This is a genomic window from Collinsella sp. LCP19S3_D3 (genome assembly GCF_052121455.1).
GTDB lineage: Bacteria > Actinomycetota > Coriobacteriia > Coriobacteriales > Coriobacteriaceae > Collinsella.
This window is the reverse complement of sequence record NZ_JBQKEF010000035.1, coordinates 1-6,402: the sequence shown is the minus strand read 5'-3', so window position 1 is coordinate 6,402 and position 6,402 is coordinate 1. Positions and strand designations below refer to the sequence as shown.

Here is a 6,402-nt window from a genome sequence, read left to right as displayed (position 1 = left end):
GTTTGCCAGCGTAGCTCGCAAGGCGCGCAAGCGCCGCAGCGGTCCGTCCGCGCAGCGCGCGGACGCGATTCCCTTCCCCGCCACCTTGAATTGACTAGGACCTCTGCAAAGCGGTCCTTTTATTTTATGTAGCCCCCGCACGGAATCGAACCCCGCGAGGGCGCGGAGCTGAGGAAACGCGATAGCGTTTGCCAGCGTAGCTCGCAAGGCGCGCAAGCGCCGCAGCGGTCCGTCCGCGCAGCGCGCGGACGCGATTCCCTTCCCCGCCACCTTGAATTGACTAGGACCTCTGCAAAGAGGTCCTTTTCTTTTATGTGGACCCGCGGAAAACGCATCCCAGAATTACAATCCTGAGCGGGATGCGCTTTCCGCTTTAGGGGCGCTTGGGAAAATGCGACCCGGAATGACGTGAAATTACGGGACATGCTTTCCGGTTGGGCCTGCTGGCGGAAAATGCATTCCATTATTGAGCAAAGAAACGGGATGCGCCTTCCGGCGCCTGCCTTCGGCGCGCGTGCACATCTTGGCGTACCATCTCGGGTGTGCCCGCCCAGACATTACTCCTACTTTTGCGCCACTTTGCAGACCGTTCGATCGGCTGTCCGTGTGCGCGGGTATACTCAAAACGATACTTTTCCTATGCAATACGATGCGGGTTCGCCCTGCACGATTCGAAGGGGGCCGTGATGGAGAGGATACTCGGCGTTAATCTCTCTGGCTGGTTTATTCCCGAGCCTTGGGTGACCCCGTCGCTGTACGCGGCGACAGGTGCGTCCAATGCGGCGGAACTGCAAGAAGCCATGGGCACTGCTGCCTATAACGAGCGCATGCGTCGCCATTATGAGACATTCGTAAGCGAAGATGATTTTCGCCGTATGGCGCAGATTGGTCTCAATGCCGTGCGTTTGCCGGTGCCCTGGTATGCCTTTGGCTCGCAGGAGTCCGATGCGTCCTACATTTCGGTTATCGACTACATTGACCGTGCAATTGAGTGGGCTGCCAAGTACGACATTCGCGTGCTGCTTGATCTAGCGACTGTGCCCGGTGGCCAGGGCGATTCCAACGATTCGCCCACCACGCCGGAGGCTGTTGCCGAGTGGCATTCGTCCACCAACGGTCGTCACGTTGCGCTCGACGTGCTGGAGCGCTTGGCCGATCGCTACGGCGAGGCCGAGAGCCTGCTGGGCATTGAGCTGCTGGATACGCCGCAGATGAGTGTCCGCAAGAGCCTCTTTACCATGACGGATGGCATTCCGGCCCACTACCTGCGCAATTTCTATCGCGATGCCTACGAGCTCGTCCGTTCGTATATGCCCGAGGATAAGATCGTCGTCTTCTCGTCGTCGGGACATCCCGGCGAGTGGAAGCATTTTATGCGCGGCGCCAAGTACAAGAACGTCTACATGGACCTTCACCTGTACCATTACCGCGACGAGCATGCGCTCGACATCACGAGCCCCCGCGGGCTGACGACGGCGATTTCGCGTAACAAGCGCGAGCTTAAAGAAGCGATTTCGACAGGGTTCCCCGTGCTGGTGGGCGAATGGTCGGGCGCGGCGATCTTTGCCAACTCGTCGGTTACGCCCGAGGGCCGCAATGCCTACGAGCGCGTGTTTATCGCCAATCAGCTGGCTTCGTTTGCGCCGGCTGCCGGTTGGTTCTTCCAAACGTGGAAGACCGAGAAACGCATCGCAGCATGGGACGCCCGCGCGGCGCTCGGTACGCTCGAGCGCGGCATGATTGAATAGGTTGATATGACGCAAAACAGCGCCCATACGGGCAAACTCTATGTGGTCGGAACACCCATCGGCAACCTGGGCGACCTGTCTCCGCGCGTTGGCGAGGCGTTTGCCGCCGCCGATGCGATCTGCTGCGAGGACACGCGCGTGACCTCAAAGCTACTGATGCACCTGGGCATTTCCAAGCCGCTTGTCCGTTGTGACGAGAATGTGATCGCCAGCCGCGCCGCCGGTCTGGTCGACCGCCTGCTGGCGGGTGAGACCCTTGCCTTTGCCTCGGATGCCGGCATGCCGAGCGTGTCCGATCCCGGCCAAGCGCTGGTCGAGGCGGCGCGTGAGGCCGATGTGCCCGTCGAAGTTATTCCCGGGCCCTCTGCTTGCGTCACGGCGCTCGTTTCGTCCGGTATTCCCTGCGAGCATTTTTTCTTCGAGGGCTTTTTGGGCCGAAAGCACGGCGACCGCGTGCGCCGTTTGCAGCGCCTTGCCGTGGTGCCCGGCGCACTCATCTTCTACGAGTCTCCACATCGCATCGTGGCGACGCTCGAGGCCGTGGCAGAGGTCTTTCCCCAGCGTGAGGTTGCCGTCTGCCGCGAACTCACCAAGCTGCACGAGGAGGTCTTGCGCGGGCCCGCCGCCCAGCTTGCCGAGGGGCTGCGTGCCCGTGGCGAAGTAAAGGGCGAGATTGCGCTGGTCATCGCGCCACCGAGTGAAGACGAGGAGACCGGCATTGTGCCGGTTGGCGCAGCGGCAGCGGATCCCGATGAGGCCCTGCGCGCGGATATCCGTGTCGCGCTCGAGGAGGGGGAGCCCGCCTCTGCGGTGGCCAAGCGCCTGTCTCAGAAGTATTCACGCCGCAAGCGCGATGTCTATGCCATGGTGCTCAATATGCAATAGATGGAGGATATCCAGCCCTTGCGTTAGAATCATCCCCTGTATGCAACGTTTTTCTGGAGGACAAACCCCATGGATCAAAGCAAGCCTTCGTTCTTTATCACGACGCCTATCTACTACGTCAATGCCGATCCGCATCTGGGCACGGCTTATTCCACCATCATCGCCGACGTCCAGGCTCGCTATCGCCGCTCCGCCGGCTATAACGTCAAGTTCCTGACCGGCATGGACGAGCACGGCGAGAAGGTCGCCGAGGCCGCAGCCAAGCATGGCATGACGCCGCAGGAGTGGACCGACAGCCAGGCTCCGCACTTCAAGGAGCTTTGGAGCAAACTCGAGATCTCCAACGACGACTTCATCCGCACCACCGAGCCGCGCCAGCATCATGCGGTGCAGTATCTGTGGGAGCGCATGAAGGAGTCTGGCTACCTGTATAAGGGCAGCTACGACGGTTGGTACTGTGTGCCCGACGAGACTTACTTTACCGACACGCAGGTCCAGAAGGGTGACGAGGAATACGGCAGCGTCGGCCAGCACCTGTGCCCCGACTGTCATCGTCCGCTCGAGCGCGTGCAGGAGGAGTCCTACTTCTTCAAGCTTTCCGCTTTCCAGGACAAGCTGCTCAAGCTCTATGACGAGCATCCCGATTTCGTCGAGCCTGCATTCCGCATGAACGAGGTGCGTAGCTTTGTCGAGGGCGGCCTCAACGACCTTTCCGTGAGCCGTACGAGCTTTGACTGGGGCATCCAGGTTCCGTTCGATGAGGGCCATGTGACCTATGTGTGGTTCGACGCGCTACTCAACTACATGACGGCTGTCGGCTACGGTGTCGACACCGACGAGGCCCGTGCCGAGCTGGCCTATCGCTGGCCTGCGCAGTTCCACATTGTGGGCAAGGACATCATTCGCTTCCACTGCGTCATCTGGCCCGCTATGCTCATGGCCATTGGCGAGGCTCTGCCCGAGCACGTCTTTGCCCACGGCTTCCTGACCGTGCGCAATGCCGAGACTGGCAAGGCCGAGAAGATGTCCAAGAGCCGTGGCAACGCCATTGCCCCGCAGGATGTTATCGACATGCTGGGCGTCGAGGGTTATCGCTACTACTTTATGACCGACGTGGTCCCCGGCACCGACGGCGCTATCAGCTTCGATCGCATGGAGCAGGTCTACAACGCCGATCTCGCTAACAGCTGGGGCAACCTCATCTCGCGTTCGCTCAACATGAGCGGCAAGTACTTTGACGGTTGCGCGCCCGCCAAGCCCGCATCGTTCGATGCGTTCGATAACCCGCTGGCAAAGATCGCCGATGGCCTGGCCGAGCGCTACATGGCCAAGATGGACGTGCTCGATTACGGTGGAGCCAAAGACGAGGTTATGGAGCTCATCCACGCCGCCAACCACTACATCGAGGACTCCGAGCCCTGGGCACTTGCCAAGGACGAGGCCAAGGCCGACGAGCTGGCGTTTGTGATCTACAACCTCCTCGAGGCCATCCGCATTGCCGCTCACCTGCTGATGCCGCTCATGCCCCAGACTTCTACCGAGGCCCTGCGCCGCCTGTCGTGCGAGGACGAGGCCGCGAGCGACGACCTCAAGGGCATTTGCGCTTGGGGTTTGCTTGCCGGTGGTCAGCCCGTCGAGAAGGGTGAGCCGCTGTTCCCGCGTCTGGGTTAAGACGCCGCGCGCCATATCGGCAATCTGCTGTTTAGGTGTAAGGGCATGGCCGCAACGGTCCATGCCCTTTTGTTTCAAGACGCCGCCACCATGTTAAGGAGGCAACTATGACAACTTCGCCTTTGGCAAACCCCACGGCAACAAGGGAGCTGCTGGAGGAGTTTGGCCTTGCGACCAAGCATCGCCTGGGCCAGAACTTCCTGATCGACAACCATGTGATCGAGCGTATTTGCGAGCTTTCCGAACTTGCGGGCGATGAGCGCGTGCTCGAGGTTGGTCCGGGCGTTGGAACGCTCACGCTTGCGCTGCTTCAGGAGGCGGCGTGCGTCACGTCGATTGAGGCCGATCCCGAGCTCGAGCCGGTGCTCGATGCCCATGCCGCCGACTATGCCAACTTCCGCTTTATCATGGGCGACGCGCTCAAGGTGTGCCCGGAGCAGATTGAGCAGGCCGCGGGCGGTGAGCCGACGGTATTTGTCGCGAACTTGCCCTATAACGTGGCAGCGACGATCATTCTGCAGTTCTTCCAGACGATGCCCGCGCTCAAGCGCGCCGTCGTCATGGTTCAAAAGGAGGTTGCCGATCGCATTGCCGCAACGCCTGGCAACAAGACCTACGGCGGCTATACGGCAAAGCTCGGCCTGTATGCGCAGGTGACGGGTCGCTTTGAGGTGCCGCCGCGCTGCTTTATGCCGGCGCCGCATGTGGATTCGGCCGTCGTGCGCATCGACCGTGTTGACGGCGTAGCACCCGAGGGGCTTGATCGCGAGTTTGTGGCCCGCGTGATTGACGCTGCGTTTGCTCAGCGTCGCAAGACCATCCGCAATTCCATGAGCGCCAACGGCTTTGCCAAGGACGTGCTCGATGCCGCCTTTGAGGCTTGCGGCATCGCACCCACCACGCGCGCCGAGACACTTGGCGTTGCCGATTTTGTCCGTCTAGCTCAGGAGCTAATCCATGATGCCTAATGACGAGCGCGTGACGTTTACCAAGAAAAAGAAGACGGTTGCTTGCCCCGTGCCCTTGGCGCCGCTTGCCGATACGCATGCGCACTTGCTCTCGTTTTGGGGCAAGGAAGTACCCGAGACGCTTGTGCGCGCCAAGGCTGCAGGCGTCGACCTGTTGGTGACGATCTTTGATCCCATTGCCGACAAACGCAGCGTGACGGACTATAGCGACTGGCTGGTGCGCGAGATTTTGCCGATGCGGGATATTCCGCAGATAAAGTATCTCGCCGGTGTGCACCCCTATGGTGCGCCGGACTATACCGATGACATTCATGCACAGGTCGTTGCTGCGCTTGATGATCCTTTATGCGTCGGTATCGGCGAGATCGGTCTGGACTACCACATGGATTACGACGACGACATCGCGCCGGCGCCCCACAGCGTGCAGATCGACTGTATGGCGCGCCAACTCGAGGTTGCCGTACGCCGCAATGTGCCGGTAGAGCTGCATCTGCGTCATGAGGACACGGACGAGGAGCGCTCCTCGCATGTGGATGCGTACAACGTGTTGCGCGAGGTCGGCGTGCCTCAGGCCGGTTGCGTGCTGCACTGCTTTGGCGAGGACCGCGCTACGATGGAGCGCTTTGTGGATTTGGGCTGCTATATCGCCTATGGCGGCGCGGCCACCTTTAAGCGCAACAATGATGTGCGCGAGGCATTCGCGGCGACCCCGCTCGATCGAATTTTGTTCGAGACGGATTGCCCGTATATGGCTCCGGAGCCCATTCGCGGTCTTGAGTGTGAGCCGGCAATGATTTCCATCACAGCAAACGCGCTGGTCAACGACCGTGTCGATCGTACTGGAGAGAAAGCAGAGGCAATTGCGCAAGCTGCGTGGGACAATGCCTGCAAACTTTTTCAAAAATAGTTCTTGCGTTCACGGTGGCGCTCCGTTATTCTAATTCCTGCACGCGGGCGTGGCGGAATTGGCAGACGCGTACGGTTCAGGTCCGTATGGGGGCAACCCCATGAAGGTTCAAGTCCTTTCGCCCGCACCATTGATTGAAAGAGCTCCCAGCAATGGGAGCTTTTTTGTTATGGGCCCATCGCAGGGACTTGAACCTGCGAAGGAACGAGCGTCAAGAAAACGC

The 6,402-nt window shown here is 60.4% G+C and carries 5 protein-coding genes and 1 tRNA gene; all 6 read left to right on the top strand.

Annotated elements, in window-relative coordinates:
- Positions 1 to 686 precede the first annotated feature (686 nt).
- The 6 genes from ACTQXM_RS08830 (at position 687) to ACTQXM_RS08805 (ending at position 6,309) form a co-directional block, all read left to right on the top strand.
- The gene (locus ACTQXM_RS08830) at positions 687 to 1,748 is read left to right on the top strand and encodes a glycoside hydrolase family 5 protein (RefSeq protein WP_427728410.1); all 1,062 of its coding nucleotides are present in this window, start codon (positions 687 to 689) and stop codon (positions 1,746 to 1,748) included.
- Positions 1,749 to 1,754: 6 nt separating this feature from the next.
- Positions 1,755 to 2,633, top strand: coding sequence for a 16S rRNA (cytidine(1402)-2'-O)-methyltransferase (rsmI, locus tag ACTQXM_RS08825; RefSeq protein WP_441044827.1), 879 nt, complete (start codon positions 1,755 to 1,757; stop codon positions 2,631 to 2,633).
- Positions 2,634 to 2,702: 69 nt separating this feature from the next.
- Positions 2,703 to 4,304, top strand: coding sequence for a methionine--tRNA ligase (gene metG / locus ACTQXM_RS08820; RefSeq protein WP_154517665.1), 1,602 nt, complete (start codon positions 2,703 to 2,705; stop codon positions 4,302 to 4,304).
- A 107-nt stretch (positions 4,305 to 4,411) separates the two neighbouring features.
- On the top strand, positions 4,412 to 5,272 hold the full coding sequence (gene rsmA / locus ACTQXM_RS08815) for a 16S rRNA (adenine(1518)-N(6)/adenine(1519)-N(6))-dimethyltransferase RsmA (protein ID WP_441031685.1): 861 nt from the start codon (positions 4,412 to 4,414) through the stop codon (positions 5,270 to 5,272).
- A complete protein-coding gene (locus ACTQXM_RS08810) occupies positions 5,262 to 6,179 on the top strand; it encodes a TatD family hydrolase (protein WP_441537239.1) in 918 nt (305 codons plus the stop codon). Before rsmA ends, ACTQXM_RS08810 begins: the two co-directional genes overlap by 11 nt.
- Positions 6,180 to 6,222: 43 nt before the next feature.
- Positions 6,223 to 6,309, top strand: a tRNA-Leu gene (locus tag ACTQXM_RS08805).
- The last annotated feature ends 93 nt before the right edge of the window (positions 6,310 to 6,402 follow it).

What these genes read in the sequence shown, in the direction of transcription:
- rsmI (WP_441044827.1), top strand. Translation starts at nt 1,755, where the DNA reads ATGACGCAAAACAGCGCCCATACGGGCAAACTCTATGTGGTCGGAACA.
- ACTQXM_RS08830 (WP_427728410.1), top strand. Translation starts at nt 687, where the DNA reads ATGGAGAGGATACTCGGCGTTAATCTCTCTGGCTGGTTTATTCCCGAG.
- rsmA (WP_441031685.1), top strand. Translation starts at nt 4,412, where the DNA reads ATGACAACTTCGCCTTTGGCAAACCCCACGGCAACAAGGGAGCTGCTG.
- ACTQXM_RS08810 (WP_441537239.1), top strand. Translation starts at nt 5,262, where the DNA reads ATGATGCCTAATGACGAGCGCGTGACGTTTACCAAGAAAAAGAAGACG.
- metG (WP_154517665.1), top strand. Translation starts at nt 2,703, where the DNA reads ATGGATCAAAGCAAGCCTTCGTTCTTTATCACGACGCCTATCTACTAC.